The 18,081-nt window shown below is 58.8% G+C and carries 19 protein-coding genes; 5 read left to right on the top strand and 14 right to left on the bottom strand.

Annotated features, from left to right (window positions below; all coding sequences use genetic code 11):
- The first annotated feature begins 57 nt into the window (after positions 1–57).
- Positions 58–1,320, top strand: coding sequence for a 6-phosphofructokinase (locus DIT72_RS10775; protein ID WP_135955254.1), 1,263 nt, complete (start codon positions 58–60; stop codon positions 1,318–1,320).
- Between the two features lie 67 nt (positions 1,321–1,387).
- Here DIT72_RS10775 and DIT72_RS10770 read toward each other — a convergent pair whose 3' ends face one another.
- On the bottom strand, positions 1,388–1,639 hold the full coding sequence (locus tag DIT72_RS10770) for a GrxA family glutaredoxin (RefSeq protein ID WP_135955253.1): 252 nt from the start codon (positions 1,637–1,639) through the stop codon (positions 1,388–1,390).
- Positions 1,640–1,823: 184 nt separating this feature from the next.
- Here DIT72_RS10770 and DIT72_RS10765 point away from each other — a divergent pair, with 184 nt between their 5' ends.
- Positions 1,824–2,264, top strand: coding sequence for a YqaA family protein (locus DIT72_RS10765; RefSeq protein WP_135955252.1), 441 nt, complete (start codon positions 1,824–1,826; stop codon positions 2,262–2,264).
- On the opposite strand, the gene DIT72_RS10760 is transcribed toward DIT72_RS10765, so the two are convergent.
- From DIT72_RS10760 to DIT72_RS10705, 12 genes are all read right to left on the bottom strand, one after another.
- Positions 2,207–3,649 carry an ABC1 kinase family protein gene (locus tag DIT72_RS10760; protein ID WP_135955251.1) on the bottom strand — a complete coding sequence of 481 codons (1,443 nt, stop codon included), beginning with the start codon at positions 3,647–3,649 and terminating at the stop codon, positions 2,207–2,209. The two genes, DIT72_RS10765 and DIT72_RS10760, sit on opposite strands and share 58 nt — an antisense overlap.
- Positions 3,650–3,741: 92 nt before the next feature.
- Positions 3,742–4,380 carry a lipoyl(octanoyl) transferase LipB gene (gene lipB, locus DIT72_RS10755; RefSeq protein ID WP_135955250.1) on the bottom strand — a complete coding sequence of 213 codons (639 nt, stop codon included), beginning with the start codon at positions 4,378–4,380 and terminating at the stop codon, positions 3,742–3,744.
- 4 nt (positions 4,381–4,384) lie between these two features.
- The gene (locus DIT72_RS10750) at positions 4,385–4,654 is read right to left on the bottom strand and encodes an HP0495 family protein (RefSeq protein WP_135955249.1); all 270 of its coding nucleotides are present in this window, start codon (positions 4,652–4,654) and stop codon (positions 4,385–4,387) included.
- Positions 4,655–4,682: 28 nt separating this feature from the next.
- Entirely contained in the window at positions 4,683–5,849 is a 1,167-nt protein-coding gene (locus tag DIT72_RS10745) for a D-alanyl-D-alanine carboxypeptidase family protein (protein ID WP_135955248.1), read from the bottom strand.
- 31 nt (positions 5,850–5,880) lie between these two features.
- Entirely contained in the window at positions 5,881–6,726 is an 846-nt protein-coding gene (locus DIT72_RS10740; protein ID WP_135955485.1) for a septal ring lytic transglycosylase RlpA family protein, read from the bottom strand.
- 23 nt (positions 6,727–6,749) lie between these two features.
- On the bottom strand, positions 6,750–7,739 hold the full coding sequence (mltB, locus tag DIT72_RS10735) for a lytic murein transglycosylase B (protein WP_135955247.1): 990 nt from the start codon (positions 7,737–7,739) through the stop codon (positions 6,750–6,752).
- A gap of 204 nt (positions 7,740–7,943) precedes the next feature.
- Positions 7,944–9,086, bottom strand: coding sequence for a rod shape-determining protein RodA (gene rodA / locus DIT72_RS10730; RefSeq protein ID WP_135955246.1), 1,143 nt, complete (start codon positions 9,084–9,086; stop codon positions 7,944–7,946).
- Positions 9,086–10,978, bottom strand: a complete 1,893-nt coding sequence (gene mrdA, locus DIT72_RS10725) for a penicillin-binding protein 2 (RefSeq protein ID WP_135955245.1) — start codon at positions 10,976–10,978, stop codon at positions 9,086–9,088. Before mrdA ends, rodA begins: the two co-directional genes overlap by 1 nt.
- A gap of 9 nt (positions 10,979–10,987) precedes the next feature.
- Positions 10,988–11,458 carry a 23S rRNA (pseudouridine(1915)-N(3))-methyltransferase RlmH gene (gene rlmH / locus DIT72_RS10720; protein WP_135955244.1) on the bottom strand — a complete coding sequence of 157 codons (471 nt, stop codon included), beginning with the start codon at positions 11,456–11,458 and terminating at the stop codon, positions 10,988–10,990.
- Positions 11,459–11,460: 2 nt separating this feature from the next.
- Positions 11,461–11,811, bottom strand: coding sequence for a ribosome silencing factor (rsfS, locus tag DIT72_RS10715; protein WP_135955243.1), 351 nt, complete (start codon positions 11,809–11,811; stop codon positions 11,461–11,463).
- An 87-nt stretch (positions 11,812–11,898) separates the two neighbouring features.
- A complete protein-coding gene (nadD, locus tag DIT72_RS10710; RefSeq protein ID WP_135955242.1) occupies positions 11,899–12,531 on the bottom strand; it encodes a nicotinate-nucleotide adenylyltransferase in 633 nt (210 codons plus the stop codon).
- Between the two features lie 6 nt (positions 12,532–12,537).
- Positions 12,538–13,794 (bottom strand): glutamate-5-semialdehyde dehydrogenase, encoded by a 1,257-nt coding sequence (locus tag DIT72_RS10705; RefSeq protein ID WP_135955241.1) that lies wholly within the window; start codon positions 13,792–13,794, stop codon positions 12,538–12,540.
- Positions 13,795–13,973: 179 nt separating this feature from the next.
- On the opposite strand from DIT72_RS10705, the gene DIT72_RS10700 reads away from it, so the two are divergent.
- From DIT72_RS10700 to DIT72_RS10690, 3 genes are read left to right on the top strand one after another with little or no spacing between them, the layout of a single operon-like run.
- Positions 13,974–14,990 carry a GGDEF domain-containing protein gene (locus tag DIT72_RS10700; RefSeq protein ID WP_135955240.1) on the top strand — a complete coding sequence of 339 codons (1,017 nt, stop codon included), beginning with the start codon at positions 13,974–13,976 and terminating at the stop codon, positions 14,988–14,990.
- Complete coding sequence (locus DIT72_RS10695; RefSeq protein ID WP_135955239.1) at positions 14,990–15,988, top strand: GGDEF domain-containing protein; 999 nt, start codon at positions 14,990–14,992, stop codon at positions 15,986–15,988. The genes DIT72_RS10700 and DIT72_RS10695 overlap by 1 nt, the downstream gene beginning before the upstream one ends.
- Complete coding sequence (locus tag DIT72_RS10690) at positions 15,985–17,439, top strand: bifunctional DedA family/phosphatase PAP2 family protein (protein WP_135955238.1); 1,455 nt, start codon at positions 15,985–15,987, stop codon at positions 17,437–17,439. Before DIT72_RS10695 ends, DIT72_RS10690 begins: the two co-directional genes overlap by 4 nt.
- Positions 17,440–17,447: 8 nt before the next feature.
- On the opposite strand, the gene DIT72_RS10685 is transcribed toward DIT72_RS10690, so the two are convergent.
- Entirely contained in the window at positions 17,448–18,026 is a 579-nt protein-coding gene (locus DIT72_RS10685) for an LON peptidase substrate-binding domain-containing protein (RefSeq protein WP_135955237.1), read from the bottom strand.
- Positions 18,027–18,081: the final 55 nt, after the last annotated feature.

Genomic DNA, 18,081 nt, shown 5'->3' with positions numbered 1-18,081 from the left:
GGCGATTGGCGTATCATCGGGCGCACTCGATGAAACTGCAGGAGGCACGAGCCGGAAATGGCCATCAGAAACGCATTCTATGCCCAGTCAGGCGGTGTGACCGCCGTTATTAACGCCAGCGCCTGCGGGGTCATTCAGACTGCCCGCAAGCATCCGGATCAGATCGGAAAGGTCTACGCCGGGCGCAATGGTATAATCGGCGCACTGAAAGAAGAGCTGATCGATACCAGCCTGGAAAGCGATGATGACATTCATGCCCTGATCCACACACCGGGCGGTGCGTTCGGATCCTGCCGCCACAAGCTGAAGAACTTCTCCGAGAACAGACGTGAGTACGAGCGCCTGATCGAGGTATTCCGTGCCCACGATATCGGCTACTTCTTCTACAATGGCGGCGGTGACTCCCAGGATACGGCCTATAAGGTATCCCAGCTTGCCGAGAAGATGGGCTACCCGATCACCTGCATTGGTGTCCCCAAAACGGTGGACAATGACCTTCCCTTCACCGATTGCTGCCCCGGTTTCGGTTCGGTGGCCAAGTACATTGCCACGTCCACCCTGGAAGCCAGCCTGGATATCCGCTCCATGTGCGAAACCTCCACCAAGGTGTTCATCCTGGAAGTGATGGGGCGCCATGCCGGCTGGATCGCCGCATCTGGCGGTCTTGCCGGCAAGGGTGAAGGGGAGCCGCCTCATATCATCCTGTTCCCGGAAGTACCGTTCGAGCGGGAACGGTTCCTTGAGCGGGTGGAGTTCTGCGTCAAGTCCTACGGCTATTGTGTCGTGGTTGCGTCCGAAGGCGCCCAGTATGAAGATGGCCGCTTTCTCGCCGATGCCGGTGCCAAGGACGCATTCGGCCACACCCAGCTTGGTGGCGTGGCTCCTGCCCTGGCCAATATGGTGCGCCAGGCCCTGGGCCACAAATACCACTGGGCGGTTGCCGATTATCTGCAGCGCAGCGCCCGCCACATTGCCTCTGCCACGGATGTGGAACAGGCCTACGCGGTCGGCAGGGTTGCCGTTGAAATGGCCCTGGCCGGCAAGCAGGCACTGATGCCAACCATCGTACGCGACCAGTCACGGCCGTATCGCTGGCATATTGGCGAGGCACCGCTGAGTGAGGTCGCCAATCAGGAAAAGAAAATGCCGATCCACTTCATCACCGATGACGGCTATGGCATTACCCAGGATTGCCGCGACTACCTGGAGCCACTCATTTACGGCGAGAGCTTCCCGCCGTTTGATGACGGTTTACCACGGGTGGCAAAGCTGAAAAACCAGCTGGTTGAAAAGAAGCTGAAGGCCGATTTCCAGATGTGACCGAGGCGGTGACAAAAAAAGGGCGCCACCCGATTAATCGGACGCGCCCTTTTCCGCGGCTTCCTGTTCAACTGGCCGTGGTACCAACCCGCTCCAGGTATTCGGAAAAGTTATCGAATCCGCCAACATGCTGCTGACCCACAAAAATCTGCGGGACCGTGTGAACCGGCTTGCCAATGGTTTTCGACAGATCCTCCTTGCTGATGCCTTCCTCCACCATATCGACATAACGGTAGGGAAGGTCATTGATTTCGCACAGCTGCCTTGCACGCGTACAGAAACCACAGGAAGCGCGGCCAAAAATAGTGACTTGCTCCATAATTCAACTCCTGGTCCGGAAAAATAGGCGGGCTCTCACAGCCTCAGAACACACTGCATTATGATCGCATGTCTGGCGAAAAATAAAATTGATGGGCTGAATGGCACCGATAGCAATAGACGATATCCAAGTCAGCGGCTCCTGGCGCTGGCCCCGGACGGCATTAATTTTTGAGGAGCCACCCTTGGCCTATCTTACCCTTTTCACGACCGCCCTGGCCGCAGCGACCCTGTTGCCCGCGTATTCTGAAATACTGCTCGGAGGCATGGTCACGCAGGGTTATTCGCTCTGGTGGATCTGGTTCTGGGCCACCGCCGGGAATACCCTCGGTTCAGTCGTCAATGGGATTATTGGCCGGCAGGTGGATCGCTTCAAGCACAAGCGCTGGTTTCCCGTGACTGCAAACCAGCTTGAAAGAGCCCGCATCCGGTTCAACCGTTACGGGCAGTGGTCACTGCTTATGGGCTGGTTACCGATTGGCGGAGACGCGCTTACCCTTGTGGGCGGCATCATGCGGGTGCCATGGCTCAATTTCGTGGTTCTGGTGGGTATTGGCAAGGGAATCCGCTACGCCCTGGTGATATGGCTTGTACTGGAAGCATCCGGGGTCCCCGCGCCACCATAGAGATATTTCCGCAGTATGTCCTCACCATTGAACTCGGCGTTGAGCACGGCAATGAAGGTGTAGACCCCAATCAGTTTGCGATTGAGAAAGACGAATTCTTTCGGCGGCACCTTGAAGTACCGGCTGATGGCGGACTTTGCCGCCTGGCGGGCAACGCGGGACGGCAGGTCGCTCTGCTTCCAGCGGTACTCACCCTTGTCGTTTACAGCGTAATCCGGCCAGTTGCTCCGATCCCGAGACAGGGGTTCCAGCACCGACATGCAGACCTCACCGAACTTTTCCAACACGTCCGCCGGCCATTCCTCGCTCATAAAGCGGAGCTTCACGCCACCATCAATAACGGCCTCCAGGTCACCCTCGTAGGAAGCCCGGATCATCTGGATTACCGGGTCAAGAAACGTCGCAGAATATGACTGGACTGCGCCAAAATCCAGCAACACGATCTGGTCATGCCGGCTGTCGGCGCCGCTCTCCCCGGCAATGCGAATGCGATAGTTGCCAAAGTTGGGATCAGTCTGGATTTCACCCCAGACGAACAGCTCGCGGAAAAACAGCTCCAGCGCCGCCCGGCCAAGCTCACTGCGGCGCTCCAGTGACAACTCCCTGACTGCAACCGAACTGACGGAATGTCCGTGTTCATAGGTGGAAGCGATCACGTGAGCCGTGCAGTATTTCTCCATGACCTGTGGCACCACAAAGCGGGGATCATCCAACAGCATCTGGCGGAATTTCTCCGTGGTAAACGCCTCCAGACGGTAATCCACCTCCCGGTGCATCATGTTCCGCACTTCTTCCAGCCAGTCGTTGAATTCCGGGCCAAAGGATACCAGCCGGGCAACCCTGAGCAGTTGGGCTACCGAGTTGAGGTCACTGTCAACGGCCTCGTCAACACCCGGATACTGGACCTTGAGCACCAACTCAAGTCCGTCACTGCGCCGGCGGGCCCGGTGAACCTGCCCAAGGGAGGCTGCGCCGATCGGGTCCGGGTCTACTTCCAGCTCTGCCAGCCGCTGAGCACCCAGCTCGTCTTTCAGCACCCGTTCAATGGACGACCACTCAAGCCAGGTGGTCTGGTCTTCCAGGGTGTGCAACGCTTCCGTCACTTCTTCCGGCAGGAAATGTTCACCATACAGGGCCATTACCTGCCCGATTTTGACCACACTGCCTTTCAGCTTACCCAGCTCATCGACCAGGAATTCGGCCTGGCTGGACAACATCCTGCGATGCCTGGCATCCCGTTTGTCCTTGCTGCCGAACCAGTTGGTAGCCATGTGAGAGGCCATACGTGTACCGGCAAACAGCCCCGCTCTTGTCAGTGTGAGACGGCGCTCAAAACTTCCGGTCTTGATACGTGCAACGGAGGTGCTCTTGGGTCTGGGTGCCATCAAAAACCTGCCCGGTTCAGTAAGTGTTGGCGTTATCGGCCTCTTCAACCATTATACGGATATCTACACGTTCAAGCCTAATCGGGGCGCCGTCAACGCTGGGCAATCTCGCAGATGCTTCCGTGGGCCAGACTGGCGCCAAGCTCCCGGGAAAGAGCGCTAGCAACGTCGCCAATGTCCACGCCCGGAACAAAGTCACGCATCTGGCACATGGACAGGCCGGCGTAACCACAGGGGTTGATACGACGAAAAGGCTCCATATCCATCGACACATTCAGCGCCAGACCATGGAAGGAACAGCCGCGCTTTACCCGCAGGCCAAGGGAAGCAATCTTGGCGTCGTCAACATACACACCCGGCGCGTCAGGCCTGGGTGACGCGGTAATTCCGAACCCGGCAAGAGTCTTCACAATGGACCGCTCGATCACGTCCACCAGCGTGCGGACGCCAAGCTCGCGCCTGGTCAGGTCGATCATAAGATAGACCACCAGTTGGCCGGGGCCGTGATAAGTCACCTGTCCGCCACGGTCTACCTGGATGACCGGTATGTCGCCCGGCGCAAGAATGTGCTCGGCCTTTCCTGCCTGTCCCTGGGTGTATACCCGTGGATGTTCCAGCAGCCAGATTTCGTCCGGCGTCGAAGCATCCCGGCTTGCGGTATAGGCTTTCATCGCCTCCCAGGTTTCCAGATAGGGCTGCTCTCCCAGTGTACGAACAATCAATTCGTCCATCAGGTCACAACACCATATGGACCCGGCCACTGGCCTTGAGCTCTTCAAACAGGGCTTTAAGCTGGGGCTCGCCAGTGGCGACGATTGTCAGGTTGACAGAGGAAAAGCGCCCCCCACTGCTTTCCCGGACAGACACATCTTTTTCGGAAAGCCCTGGCGCGTACTGTTCTACCACTTCCACCACAAACTGCACAAAGTCCGGGGCTGAGTCCCCGATGACCTTGATTGGGTAGTCACAGGGAAACTCGATCGTGGGTGCTTTTGGCTCACTCATTGACGCTTTCTCCCGGGCGCACCGGCCCTTACTCGAACAACTGGATAAAGAATAGCTTGATGGCGTCCCAGATTCTCTTGAAGAATCCGCCCTCGGGCACATCACTGAGAGCAAGTACCGGCTGATCAACCACGACTTCACCGTCCAGTTGCACCGTTACCCGGCCCAGCTCATCCCCTTTGGCCACAGGCGCCCTGATAACAGAATCCAGCTCTACCGTTGAGTCCAGGGAGTCGCGTGAGCCCCTGGGAATCGTTACGTGGACGTCTTCCACAACACCCACGGACAGGGTATCGCTCTCGCCGCCCCAGATCTTTGCTTCCAGCAGCTCCTGGCCATTACGGAACAGGCGCTCTGTCTGGTAATAACGGAAGCCGTAGTTAAGCATTTTCTGTACTTCCTGGGCGCGGGCAGCGGGACTGTCAGCCCCCATCACCACTGCAATCATTCGGGTGTCATTGCGTTTGGCAGATGCCACCAGGCAGTAACCGGCCTCTTCCGTATGGCCGGTCTTCAGGCCGTCAACACTGTCATCGCGCCACAGCAGACTGTTGCGGTTAGGCTGGCGAATATTATTGAAGGTGAAATGCTTTTGTGCGTACAGCGGGTAGTTCTCGGGGTAGTCATTGATAATTGCCCTGGCCAGCAGCGCCAGGTCGTAGGCAGTCGAGAACTGGTCCTGCGCAGGCAGGCCGGTGGCATTGGAGAAGCTGGTGCTATTCATACCCAGTATCTCGGCCTGCTGGTTCATGATATCCACAAAAGCATCTTCGCTGCCGGCAACAAACTCTGCCAGAGCCACGGAAGCATCATTTCCCGACTGGATAATAACGCCCTTCAGCAGGTCTTCGACCGACACCCGGGTACCTTCCTGAATGAAGGTACGAGAGCCTCCCGTGCGCCAGGCGTTGACACTGACAGGCACCATGTCAGACATGGCGATCCGGCCTTCGTCCAGTTCCCGCTCAACGATATAGGCTGTCATCATCTTGGTCAGACTCGCCGGGGGCAGGCGCTCCTGGCTGTTTTCCTCCATGATGATGCGCCCGGACAGAGGGTCCATCAGAATATAGGAAGTCGCGGCGATCTGGGGCGGCGACGGTATCAGCACAGACTGTGCCGCGGCCGGCATTGCCGTCAGCAGGGCCAGAATGAGAACAGCGGTACAGGCGCGGAATACATTGTTTATTGCCATGGGTCCATTCAGTATCTAGTGGGTGACTGGTTCAGTGTGTATCGGTCAGCAATATTGACTGACCAAATCCGTGGTTTTCCAGCAGGTTCTGGGCTCTGAGGGCTTCGTTCTCATCCCTGAACGGTCCCACCTGAACGCGATGGAAGCGACCTGACGCCGTTTCAACTTCCCTCACCCGCATGGGGTTTTCGACGGCCCGCCGGGCGCGGTCCAGTAGCGCCTCGGCAGGGTTTCGTTGGCTGAACGAACCCAGCTGGACGAACAGCGACCGGTTACCGCTGCCCTGGTCAGCCAGTCGCTCGGTAGCAACGGGTGCCCCGGCATCAGGAAAGGGCCTGCCAGCAAGGGTCATTGAACCATCCGGTTTAACCGTGATGGCTGCCACTTCGACCCTGGCGGTTCCCCTGCCATGATAACCCAACTTCTTGGCTGCCGCATAAGAGAGGTCAATCAGGCGGTCGCCGTGGAACGGGCCGCGGTCATTGACCCTGACGACCACAGAGCGGCCGTTGTCGAGATTGGTAACGCGGGCATATCCGGGAATCCTCAGGCTCTTGTGGGCTGCGGACATTTTGTACATGTCAAAAACCTCACCGTTGGAGGTTTTGTGGCCATGGAACTTTTCACCATACCAGCTCGCTGTGCCACGCTGGACATAGCCGTCGTTACTGTCCAGAACACGGTATTCCTTGCCCCAGACCTGATAGGTTGACATATTTCCGGCCCGACGGGGCTCCTCATAGCGGGGTTTCGCATCAGCAAGTCCGGAAACATCAAAACTGCCCGCAGGTGCCCGATCCTGGGAAAGGGTATAGCGGGAAGAATGATCCGGCTCGGGCGATGACGCACACCCGGCGAGGGACAGTATCCCCAACATAAGCAATACAACCTGGAATTTCGTCACGAGCTGCCTGCTACCTTGTCATTTTTCTCTGCCTGTTCTGCCCGCTTTTCCAGCGCACCAGCCAACTGGTGCACTGCCATGGCATAGAGATGACTGTGATTGTAGCGGGTTATCACATAAAAGTTATGGTACGTCAGCCATAACTCCGGGTCCTCTTCGCCCGTAAGACGGATCGCACGGGCCTGGTCTCCTGCAGATACATCGGTGTTTGGCACTATACCCGCTTGCTGGTAGTCAGCGACGGTCAGTTCAGGCTTCAGGCCGCCGGTCAGCAGAGGCGAGGATTCCGGCAGGCTGGCATCGATTTGCTCCGCCACGGGATTGCCCGCTTGCCAGTGATGGGCGCGGAAATAGTTGGCAACGCTGCCGATGGCATCCACAGGATTAGCGAAGATATCGGCCATGCCGTCACCATCGAAGTCGATGGCATAATGCCGGTAGCTGCTGGAAATGAACTGGCCATATCCCATTGCCCCCGCGTAAGAGCCGGTCAACTCAAGCGGGTCGAAGCCCTGCTCACGGGTCATCAGCAGGTACTGGGCGAGTTCGCTGCGGAAAAAACGGCTCCGGGGCGGATAATCGAATGCCAGTGTAGCAAGGGCATCCAGTACCCGGTGTTTTCCCTTGTAGGTGCCATACCAGGTTTCGACGCCAATAATAGCGGCGATGACCGATGCCGGCACTCCGTACTCGCTTTCTGCCCGCTCAAATGCCTCCCGATGTTGCCCGAGGAAATCGACTCCCTGCTCAATACGTTCTTCGCGCATAAAGATCCGGCGATATTCGTACCACTCAAGGGTTTTCTCCGCCGGCCGGCTGATCGCGTCCAGTATCGCATCCCGGCGCTCAGCCTTGGCCAGCAGCCCGGTGACACGCTGCTCTTCGAATCCATAGCGTTCCGCCATCTCACGGGCAAAATCACGACCTTCGGGCGTTTTTTCATATCCTCCGGCCAGCACCAGGGACGGGGACAGAAACCACACCATTGCCAATCCGGCAGCGATCAAATACCTGACAGCTTTCATGAATCCCCTTGACCGGGTGTAACCCGAAACTTTACCAACATACTATTGCCATAATAGCCGCCATAACAGCGAGCAACGACCGTCGCCAGTGCTGAAGCGGCCAAGATTACCATGCCGGCAGACCCTGCAACCATTACTCACTGTCCATGGTTACCGGCCGGGGCATCAGGCACTGATCATCCGCCGGTGTGTATGGACCGACATCAGCACCCCGAAGGCAGCCATCAGTGTTACCCCGGACGTTCCTCCATAGCTCACCAGCGGCAACGGCACCCCCACCACCGGAAGCAGACCGCTGACCATACCCACGTTGACGAAAATGTAGATAAAAAACGTCATTGTCAGTGCGCCAGCCAGCAATCGGCTGAAAGAGTCCTGGGCGGTGGCGGCAATGTACAGGCAGCGCAGAATGATCAGAAGATAGACCACCAGGAGAATCAGCATGCCCACAAAGCCGAATTCTTCCGCCAGCACGGCCACGATAAAATCGGTATGGCTTTCGGGCAGGAATTCCAGGTGGGACTGGGTTCCCTGCAGCCAGCCCTTACCATCCACGCCACCGGAACCAATGGCAGTCTTGGACTGGATAATGTTCCAGCCGGCACCAAGCGGGTCACTTTGGGGATCAAGCAGGGTCAACACACGCTGCTTCTGGTACTCCCGTAAAACAAAGAACCACATCAGCGGCGCAGCAACCGACACCATGGCAAAGAAAGCGCCGATCAGCCGCCAGCTTATACCGGCAAAAAATACCACGAATATTCCGGCTGAGCCCACCAGTAGCGAGGTCCCGAGATCCGGTTGCAGGATAATGAGCACCATGGGCAAAAGCACGATCAGTAATGCCACCACCACATGACGAAGCCTGGGGGGCAGGTAATGGCGCGACAGATACCAGGCGGCCATCATCGGCACCACCAGTTTCATCAATTCCGAAGGCTGGAAGCGTGGCAGACCGGGAATGGCCAGCCAGCGCTGTGCGCCCTTGGCGCCTACGCCAACCAGCATTACCGCCACAAGCGACGCAACACCCGCCGCGAACAGCCAGGGGGACCAGCGCCTGAATACAGCCGGATCAAGCTGCGCAAACACGAACATCACAATCAGGGCCACACCCATGCGGATGCCCTGGGCTTTCACCACTGCCATGTTCTGGTCTGCTCCGCTATACAGCACCACCAGGCCACCCGCAATGAGTACCAGCAACAGAAACAGCAGGATCGGGTCGATATGCAGAACGGACCAGATACCACGAGGACCCGATAAAGGATGCCGCGCTGACTGGTTAAACAGGCTTCCGGCTGACATCAGCGTGACGCCTCCGCGGACGAACCGATCACCAGAGCTTCTCCCTCCGCGGGAAAGCCGAGCAACCAGGCATCGAACATGGCCCGGGCGACCGGCGCCGCCGTTCCACTGCCACTTCCCCCGTTTTCCACGATCACGGCAACGGCAATCTGCGGGTTGTCCACTGGCGCAAAGCCGACAAACAGGGCGTGATCCCGCAAACGCTCGCGAATTTCCTCTTCGTCGTATTCCTCATCCTCGGCCAGACTGAAAACCTGTGCCGTGCCGGTCTTGCCGGCCATACGATAGGGAGCACCACGCCCTGCGCCGCGGGCTGTGCCCTTGCTACCGTGCATCACCTCAGCCATGGACTCGACAACGAACTCCCAGTCATCCGGGTTCTCAAGCTCGATGGACTGATGGCTGCCGGTGGGCAGCACTTCGTCAATCGAACGGTCACCCTTGACCTCTTTCAGCAGCCTGGGTTCGGCCCAATTACCGCGGTTGGCGATAACCGACGTGGCGGTAGCCAGCTGCAGCGGCGTTGACAACATGAACCCCTGCCCAATACCCAGGTTTACCGAGTCTCCCGGATACCAGGGTTCACTGTGAACGGCACGTTTCCAGTCCCGGGACGGCAGTAGCCCACTCAAAGCCCCGGCAACATCCAGGGTCGCATCTTCGCCAAACCCGAACTGGGAAAGGTACTGATGCATGGTATCAACGCCCATGGCCACGGCCGCTTCGTAAAAATAGATATCACAGGATTCGGCAACCGCCGCAGTAAGGTCGACCCAGCCGTGACCACCCCGTTTCCAGTCCCGCCAGGGACGCCCGCCAGGGGTCAGCCGGAAGTATCCGGGATCCCAGATGGTCTTGTCGCGGGTTACCGCACCGCTGTCGAGCGCAGCGATGGCGAGCATGGGCTTGAGTGTCGAGCCCGGGGGATATTGGCCCCGCAGAGCCCTGTTGAAAAGCGGCTTGTCGACACTTGTACTGAGTTCGCGATAGGCTTCGACACCAATACCGGTCACAAACTGGTTGGCATCAAAGCCGGGAACGCTTGCAAGTGCCAGAAGGCCTCCGGTGGAAGGCTCGATCGCAATGATGGCGCCACGCCGGCCATCCAGCAGTTCATGCGCCAGCCGCTGCAGCCGTAAATCCATGTGGAGGCGGATGTCCTCCCCCGGCACAGGATTCTCGCGTTCAAGCACGCGCAGCGTTCGGCCACGGGCATTGGTTTCCACATGCTGGTAGCCGACACGCCCGTGCAGGAGCTCTTCATAGAACCGCTCTACGCCAGACTTGCCGATGTAGTTCGTACCCGCGTAGTTAACCGGATCGATTCGCTGCAACTCCTGCCGGTTGATGCGTCCCACATAACCCAGGGCGTGGGCGGTAAGCTCGCTGTGGGGATAGTAACGCACCAGCTCGGCGGACACCTCGACCCCGGGCAATTCATGGCGATGAACCGCCAGGCGGGCAATTTCCTGCTCGTTGAGGTCATAACGCAGAGGCAACTCCTGGAACGGGCGGCGAGGCTCGAGCAACCGGCGGTTGAATCGCTCCATATCCTCTTCGGAAATACTCAGCATGCCGTGGAGTTTGGCCAGGGTCTGCTGCATATCGCCGACACGTTCGGGCACCAGCGTTACGCTGAAAACGGGGCGATTTTCCGCCAGGAGCACATCATTACGGTCGTAGACCAGGCCTCGGGGAGGCGCTACCGACTGTACCTGGACACGGTTCTTGTCCGAAAGCGTCGTGTAAATATCGTGCTCAACAACCTGCAACTGATACATTCTGGCAACCAGCAGGCCCAGCAATACCAACACCAGCAACAGCATGACAATGGCACGACGCTGGAACAGGCGCCGCTCGGCCACGATATTTTTGAATTCTCCCCAGGGCATATCGGTTTCCTAGGCCCGGTGATATGGGTGATTACGGGTGACGGACCAAGCCCGGTACAACTGCTCTGCAAGCAGAATGCGCACCAGCGGATGTGGCAGGGTCAGGGATGATAACGACCATAACTGATCGGCCCTGGCCCGACAGGCATCGGCAAGACCATCAGGACCGCCGACGAGAAAACTGACATCGCGACCGTCCTGCTGCCAGCTTTCAAGCTGGCTGGCGAGTTTTTCGGTGGACCAGTTACGACCGGCTACTTCCAGCGCAATGACACGATCGCGGGAACCCAACGCGGAAAGGATCGAATCCGACTCTTTCTGCATCAACCTGGGAATGTCCGGATTTTTGCCACGGTGCGCCATCGGAATTTCCACCAGCTCAAGGGGCAGTTCCGGCGGCATCCGGCGAGCATACTCGTTATAGCCCTGGCTGACCCACTCGGGCATTTTCTGCCCTACACAGACCAGACGTAACCGCATGACTACTCGCTACCTGCAGCACCCAGATCCGGAGCATCGCGCCAGAGGCGCTCAAGATCATAAAACTCGCGGGTTGCCGGCATCATGACGTGGACCACCACGTCACCAAGATCGACCAGAATCCAGTCGCTGGCGTTGGCACCTTCCACATTGCTCGCCCTGACCCCCTGATCCTTGGCTTCCGACAGCACCGAATCCGCCAGGGATTTCACATGCCGGTTGGAGGTTCCGGAAGCCAGCACCATGTAATCCGTCACACTGGTTCTTCCCCTGACATCGATAATACTTACGTCCTGCGCCTTGACGTCCTCAAGCGCACCCACGACCAGTTCTTTCAGTTGCTCTGCCTGCATAATCACCCTGTTGGCGGGCAGCGGCGAAGGCGGCCACCCGAAAAGTCATACTCAGACGGGATTGTAGCACTAAAAGTTCCCGACAGGTCACGCACCGTAAAGTCCAAGGCGACGAATTTCCCACCACACGCTGTCAGGCAGGAGATATCTCGGTGAGCGGCGGGAGAGTATCCGCTCGCGGATGCCGGTTGCCGATATATCCAGCAGAGGCGTGTCCAGCTCCAGAATATGACCGCAGGGTGCATGGTAGAGAGCCTCCACCCCGTCAACCGCGCGTTCCTCAAGTAAACGCGCCGGCACACTGCCCGGCTCCAGGCCGGGCCCCGGTCTGCGCACCACCACAATATGCGCCAGCTCGGGAATGCGCTGCCATTCCTGCCAGCGGTCAAAGCCGGCAAATGAATCCGTTCCCAGAACCATTGTCAGCGGCTGGTCCGGACCCAGTTCCGCACGGACCTGACGCAGGGTTTCCGCCGTATAGGAGGCGCCATTACGTCCCAGTTCCCGATCATCCAGGGTCAGCCCGGGCTCATCGGCAATGGCCAGCTCCAGCAATGACACCCGCTGTTCACTGGTGGCACCGGGAACATCCCGGTGCGGCGGCACATGACAGGGCATCAACGATACCTCAGGCACGCCCAGCCGCTCCCTGAGTTCTACCGCCAGCCGCAGATGACCGTGATGAATGGGGTCGAAGGTACCACCGTAAATTACATGCATGCAGAATCAGGTCCGGATATGGCCGTCGCCAAACACCACGTATTTCTGCGATGTGAGGCCTTCAAGGCCAACAGGGCCCCGGGCGTGGATCTTGTCCGTGGAGATGCCGATTTCCGCACCCAGGCCGTATTCAAAACCATCGGCGAACCGGGTCGAGGCGTTCACCATGACCGAGCTGGAATCCACTTCCGTCAGGAACCGGCGCGCCCGGGTATAGTTCTCGGTGACGATGCTGTCGGTGTGCTGCGAGCTGTAGCAATTGATGTGCCCGATGGCGCCATCCAGCCCGTGGACAACCTTCACAGCGAGAATGGGCGCAAGGTATTCAGTTGACCAGTCCTCCTCCGAGGCCGCAGCCACATCCGGAAGAATCTCCAGTGTCCGGCTGCATCCCCTGAGTTCCACCTCCTTTTCGCGGAACGCGTTCGCCAGTAATGGCAGGATGTCACCGGCAATCTCCTGATCCACCAGCAGGGTTTCCATGGTATTGCAGGTGCCATAGCGCTGGGTTTTGGAATTGACAGCCACTGCCAGAGCCTTCTCAGGGTCGGCATGGCTGTCGATGTACACATGGCAGATTCCGTCCAGGTGCTTGATCACCGGCACCCGGGCATCACGGCTGATTCGCTCGATCAGACCCTTGCCGCCGCGCGGAACGATAACGTCGACAAATCGCGGCATGGTGATCAGCTCGCCTACGGCAGCCCGGTCAGTGGTTTTGATGACCTGAACGGCATTGCCGGGGAGCCCTGCCTCTGAAAGCCCCCTGGCCAGGCACTCCGCGATAGCCTGGTTGGAATGGATGGCCTCGGAGCCGCCCCGCAGAATGGTGGCATTCCCGGATTTGAGACACAGGCTGGCCGCCTCCACCGTCACATTGGGCCGCGACTCGTAGATGATACCGATGACGCCCAGCGGCACCCTCATCCGCCCCACCTGTATACCGGAAGGACGGTAGGTCATGTCAGTGATCTCGCCGATCGGATCCGGCAGCGAGGCTACCTGGCGAAGCCCTTCGATCATTGCGTCAATGCGCGCGGGAGTCAGTTCCAGCCGGTCCAGCATGGCGTCATCAAGGCCGTTACTGCGGCCACTCTCCAGATCCCTGGCGTTGGCAGCAGCCAGGTCACCCCTCGCTGTATCCAGTGCTTCGGCTGTTGCCAGCAGCGCCTGATTGCGAACCGCCGTTGTGGATCGGGCTACCGCACTGGCAGCTTCCCGTGCCTGCTGCCCCACATCAGCCATGTAAGCTGCAATATCCATCCGATTACCTTTTGATTTTGAGTCGATTGCGCGAAACAGGGTCTAACTTTACCTTTCCCGTTTCAAGTACGCATCCCAAGCGATTATCATACCGCCCTGACACACGTTATTACGCGGGTCATTAAACAGTACCTGCTGTATGCTTCGACAACACGGACGCCCGGGAGAGGACGGATACCATGGCCCAGATGGCCGAAAAATTTCTGCTAAGCCGCCTGTCGAGAGCCGGATTCCTGATTCTGCTCCCCATTGCTGTATTCGCGGTGGTTCAGAACGAGCCCCTTACCGCGATTGCGGCGATAGTCGGCGCCGGCCTGGTCTTTACCAGCAATGCCTTTCACCCGGGTCGCATCCGGCAGCCCTGGCCGTCCATCCATCGCCTGCTGTTCGGAGCCCTGCTCCTGCTCCTGGTCACCAGCCTGTGGACCGGGCCCTGGAGCCTGATCCACTGGCTCTACGTGGCACCGCTTATCGGCTTCGCATTATTGCCGCTGGCCTGGGCGACGGCGATCACTTTGCTGGTCGCCGCCCTGGCAGTCGTCGCCACTCAGGGACATGGCGGAATCCCGGAGCGCCACCAGATGGTCAGCGCGCTGCTGCTGACGATCATGCTTTCAGGTCTACTGGTATTTCTCCGCGAGTACAAGTCCAGGCAACTGGCACCTCTGCGCCGCACCGATGAACTGACCCAGGCAGCCAGCCGCGAGTACCTGTCTGCCGACCTGCACAAGGAAATCCAGCGCAGCGAAAGGGAAGGCACTGACATGTCGCTGATCATGATCGGACTGGACACTCATCTGAGCGACCGCAACGCTGACGCCGACATTCGCTCCATACTGCCACGAATTGGCCGTTACCTGCACTCGCAACTGCGGGATTTTGACACCTATTATCGCGTGGCTGACCTGCAGTTTCTGATTATCCTGCCGGGCATTGCAACCACCGACGCAGCCGCACTGGCTGAAACCATCCGCAAGGGTCTGAGCGCCCTGCTGGCGTCGCATCAGCTGGACCTGACGGTCAGTGCGGGCATTGCGGGACTGAATATCGGCGATGACGCGGACAGCCTTCAACAGTCCGCCGCCAACGCCCTGCGTCGGGCTCAGCAACAGGGGGGCAATCGTGCCCAGTCCTACAGCACATGGTCCCACACGACACCACCGGCACGTACCGAGGGTACCGGAGGGCCAGCGTAATGACCGAGACCCGGCTCAGGAGCTTTACCCACCTGGCAGGCTATGTATTTGCCAGCCTCTTCATTGCCAGCCTGGCTTTGCAGAATCTTCGCTATGGCTTCTACGAACTGTTCTTCCTTGCCTCCGGCATGGCACTACTGACTATTGCAGGTGCCGGCTACACCGTGATCTGCCGTCGTCATCAGTTATCGGCGCCGGGGCACCTGATCATTCTGGCGGCCCTGAACAGCGGCCTGGTTGCCGCAATGTATGCACTGGATCCGCCCGGAATCAGTCACTGGGTCATGCCCCTGGTGCTTCTGAACCTGCTGATCCTGCCCTTGCGGCAGGGAATGATTCTGTCCCTGCTGTTGCTGGCGGCACTCTCACTGTTCCTGCTGCTTACCCAGACAATCACCCACACGGTCACCATCAGCGCCGGGGTGTTTGCGCTGATAGCGGTGGGGGCACTGTATATCTGGCACTACGACCACATGGCCCAGTCCGCGGAAGACCTGGCCATTACCGACCCGGTTACCGGCGCCCACAACGCACGCTTTCTTGATGAGACGCTGCAGAAGGAAATCAGCCGCGCGATCGAGATGTCCCACTCACTGTCGGTCATATCGCTTGCGATCGACTACGCGGATGAAGCCGAGGATCTCCACGGCAAAGCCGGCATGCACAGGCTGCTACGGGATCTCACCCGGCACCTGTTCGGGGTCATCCGTTCCGGCGACAGCCTCTACACACTTGACGATGGTGAGTTTTTCCTGATTCTGCCCTTCACTCCGGAGGAAGGCGCCAGGGTGATTGCCGAACGGATCCGCCGCACCATTGCAGAGCAGACCTGGCCCACGGCCGGTAAAGTCACTGTCAGTCTCGGCTGTACCACCCGAGCCAGAGCAGAAACCCGCCCGGCCGACCTGCGAAAACGGGTGCGCCAGGCACTGGAGGAAGCGAAAAGGCGCGGGGCCGATTCTGTCTGGTATTGCCAGGGAGAGACCCGTCAGTCATGAGTTCGGAGTGGCTGCAGGCACTGACCGCCTGGCTTGGCACTAACCCCGGCTGGCTCTCTGCCGCTATCTTCCTGACCGCCTTTCTGGAATCCCTTGCCCTGGCGGGCATCCTGATCCCGGGTGTGGCTATTATCTTTGCAGCGTCGGCACTTGCCGGCCAGGCATCCATACCCATCATCGAAGTTCTGCTTTGGGCCGGGGCCGGGGCTGTTGCGGGCGACGGTATCAGCTTTGCGCTTGGCAGACTGTTCCAGGGCCGGCTGGACAGGCTCTGGCCGCTCAATCATTTTCCGGGATTTATCGCTAAAGGTGAGGTTTTCTTCCATCTTCACGGCGGGAAAAGTGTGGTTATCGGGCGTTTTGTCGGTCCGATACGTCCGGTCATTCCGCTGATTGCCGGCGCCTTCCTGATGCCATGGCGGCGTTTTCTGGCGTTTAACCTGTCTTCCGCCCTGGCCTGGGCTCCAGCCTATGTCCTGCCGGGTTATTGGGTGGGCAGTGCGCTGGCCAGTGATTTCGAGCCGCCAGCCCATTTCTGGCCGGTCATTGGCATCAGCGCTGGCATTCTGCTGGTTATCTACCTGCTGTTGTTCCGCTTCCAGCTCGGGCTCGGCCATAGCAGCCGGGTTTACCACTGGCTTGCCAGCCTGACCGCCCGTTACCACATCACTCGCCGTTTCTGGCGGCGTTATACCAGCCAACGGCCGGCCCAGACCGGCGAATTTCCGCTCCCCTCACTGTCACTGGCACTGGGCGCCGGCGCACTGTTCATGATACTGGGGCAATTGGTAACGGCCACGCAGCTGTTCGCCCCATTCAACAACCTGACGCTGGAATGGTTTGCCCAACTCAGAAATCCATTACTGGATCCACTGATGATCCTGCTGACGCTGCTGGCAGATCCGCCCATACTACTGGCAGCGGCAGCACTGTCTGCACTGGCACTGGGTTTGCGTGGTTTTTACGCGGCAGCACTGCACATTGCCGGTGCCGCCTTGCTGGCAACAATACTGGTGTGGGCAATCAAGGATCTTTCGGCAATCCCACGGCCAGCGGTTGTGCTTGGCCCGCCAGCCTCGGGTGCGTTCCCTAGCGGCCACACCACCGGCATTACCGTTTTTTCGTCACTGGCCGCCAGTTTCATTGCCCGGGAAAGCCGGGTCAGGTGGCGCTGGCGCTATTATCTGGCGTTCAGTCTCCCCATCGTCCTGGTTGCGATTAGCCGCCTTTACCTTGGGGTTCACTGGTTCACAGATGTTATTGCGGGCATTTTCCTGGGGCTGTCCATTTCGGGGCTGACCAGGGCCAGCTACAGCCGTTACGACAACATCCCGCTGACGACGGACAGTTCATTACTGGCGGCCGGTGTGGCATGGTTGCTCTACACTGCCTGGTATGTCACTGATAACTGGGCGGACGCTGTTCTTCTGTATACGCCAGTGGCAGGCTGATCACCTGTTCAGTAATGTTCCAGCGCTTCCAGCAACCCCGCCAGCCGTTCCAGGCGCTCCAGTGGGTTCTGGAGTTCTACCAGGCGCTGCTTTTCCTGTTTGTCCAGAGGAAGCAGTTCGGTCAGCCGCCAGCCAACATCTCGGGCATCGTTATAGTTCACATCCATACCGAGCTCGCGGATGACCGGATGGCGGAACAGCGCTTTCAGCACTGACGGCAGCTCGGTAAGACGCTCGGGGACATGCCGTTCCTCCTCCGCCAGCAGACACTCCACATCACCCACGTTCAGACCATCCGCCTGCTGCCAGGTGCGTACCACGATCACCTTGCCCTGGCCTTCAACCGTAATACCCAGCAAGCCATTGTCCATCTGCCGGAAATCGATGATGCGCACGTAGGTGCCGATGTCATAAAAAGCGGCCGCCGAAGCGGTTTCGAGGCCGTCCCTGAGCAGAACGACAACAAAGCCCCGGTCTTCCTTGAGACAACGTGTCAGCATATCGATGTATCTTGGCTCAAACAGCTGGAGGGGAATCCTTCCCCCGGGGAGCACGATAGAGTTCAACGGAAAAATAGGTACATTCATTGTTGGTATTGTCACCAGTAAAGAGCTCCGGAAGACCGACTGCCCTGTCATATCC

This window comes from Marinobacter orientalis, from assembly GCF_004792665.1.
In the GTDB taxonomy this organism is placed as follows: Bacteria; Pseudomonadota; Gammaproteobacteria; order Pseudomonadales; family Oleiphilaceae; genus Marinobacter; species Marinobacter orientalis.
Note: the sequence above shows the minus strand (reverse complement) of the source record. Positions and strands in the feature narration are given on the sequence as shown.